The sequence below is a fragment of the Cyclobacterium qasimii M12-11B genome (genome assembly GCF_000427295.1).
In the GTDB taxonomy this organism is placed as follows: Bacteria; Bacteroidota; Bacteroidia; order Cytophagales; family Cyclobacteriaceae; genus Cyclobacterium; species Cyclobacterium qasimii.
The window spans coordinates 1-836 of sequence record NZ_ATNM01000067.1; the positions used below are offsets into that span (position 1 = coordinate 1).

At 40.7% G+C, this 836-nt stretch carries 1 protein-coding gene; it reads left to right on the plus strand.

What is annotated here, in order from left to right; all coding sequences use genetic code 11:
• The first annotated feature begins 200 nt into the window (after window positions 1–200).
• On the plus strand, window positions 201–758 hold the full coding sequence (hpf, locus tag ADICYQ_RS31145; protein WP_020894231.1) for a ribosome hibernation-promoting factor, HPF/YfiA family: 558 nt from the start codon (window positions 201–203) through the stop codon (window positions 756–758).
• The last annotated feature ends 78 nt before the right edge of the window (window positions 759–836 follow it).

Below are 836 nucleotides of genomic sequence, written 5' to 3' on the forward strand. Positions count from 1 at the left end.
AATCAATTAGGCGTGTGTGAGGTATTTGTTTCGTTCAATCAGCATATACATATACCCCCGAACCGCCAATAACAGAGCAAATACAAACAAAATTCGACAAAGTTCACTGAATTTTCACAAAAGATTTATGTTTCAGCAGGAATTGTAAAGGGTAAAAGAGAAATAGATACATATCCTTAATAAAAGGGAGGCGTTCTTTGATGAACTATAACATCAGAGGAGAAAATATTGAAGTGACACCCGCGTTAAAGGATCATGTCGAGAGGAAGATCGGCAAGCTGGAGCGCTATTTTGACCATAGCGTGGATGCTGATGTGAACGTCAACTTGAAGTTTTACAATGACAAGGAGTCTAAGGTTGAGGTTACGATTCCGATGACAGATCTGGCGCTTCGGTCCGAGGTGCATAACGAGGATATGTACAATGCAATTGATCTCGCAACAAACAAACTGGAACGTCAAATCCGTAAGCATAAAACGAAAGTAAACCGTAAATTCCGTGAGCAGGGCTCTCCAAAATATTTATTGGCAAACGGCCTTGGCTCTGATACAGATATTGCGGTTCAGGATGACATAGAAGAGGAGGAGAGCTTGGACATCGTCCGTCAGAAACGCTTTAATTTAAAGCCGATGGATAGTGAAGAAGCGATCTTGCAAATGAATATGCTCGGCCATAATTTCTTTGTTTTCACAAATGCGGAAACAAACCTTACAAATGTCGTGTACCGCAGAAATGACGGGAAATATGGCTTAAATTGAACCGACTGAATAATGAAGAGAAGCCTTCCGTGATGTCCGCGGAAGGTTTTTGTTTTCTATTTGCAAATTCTTTGGAAA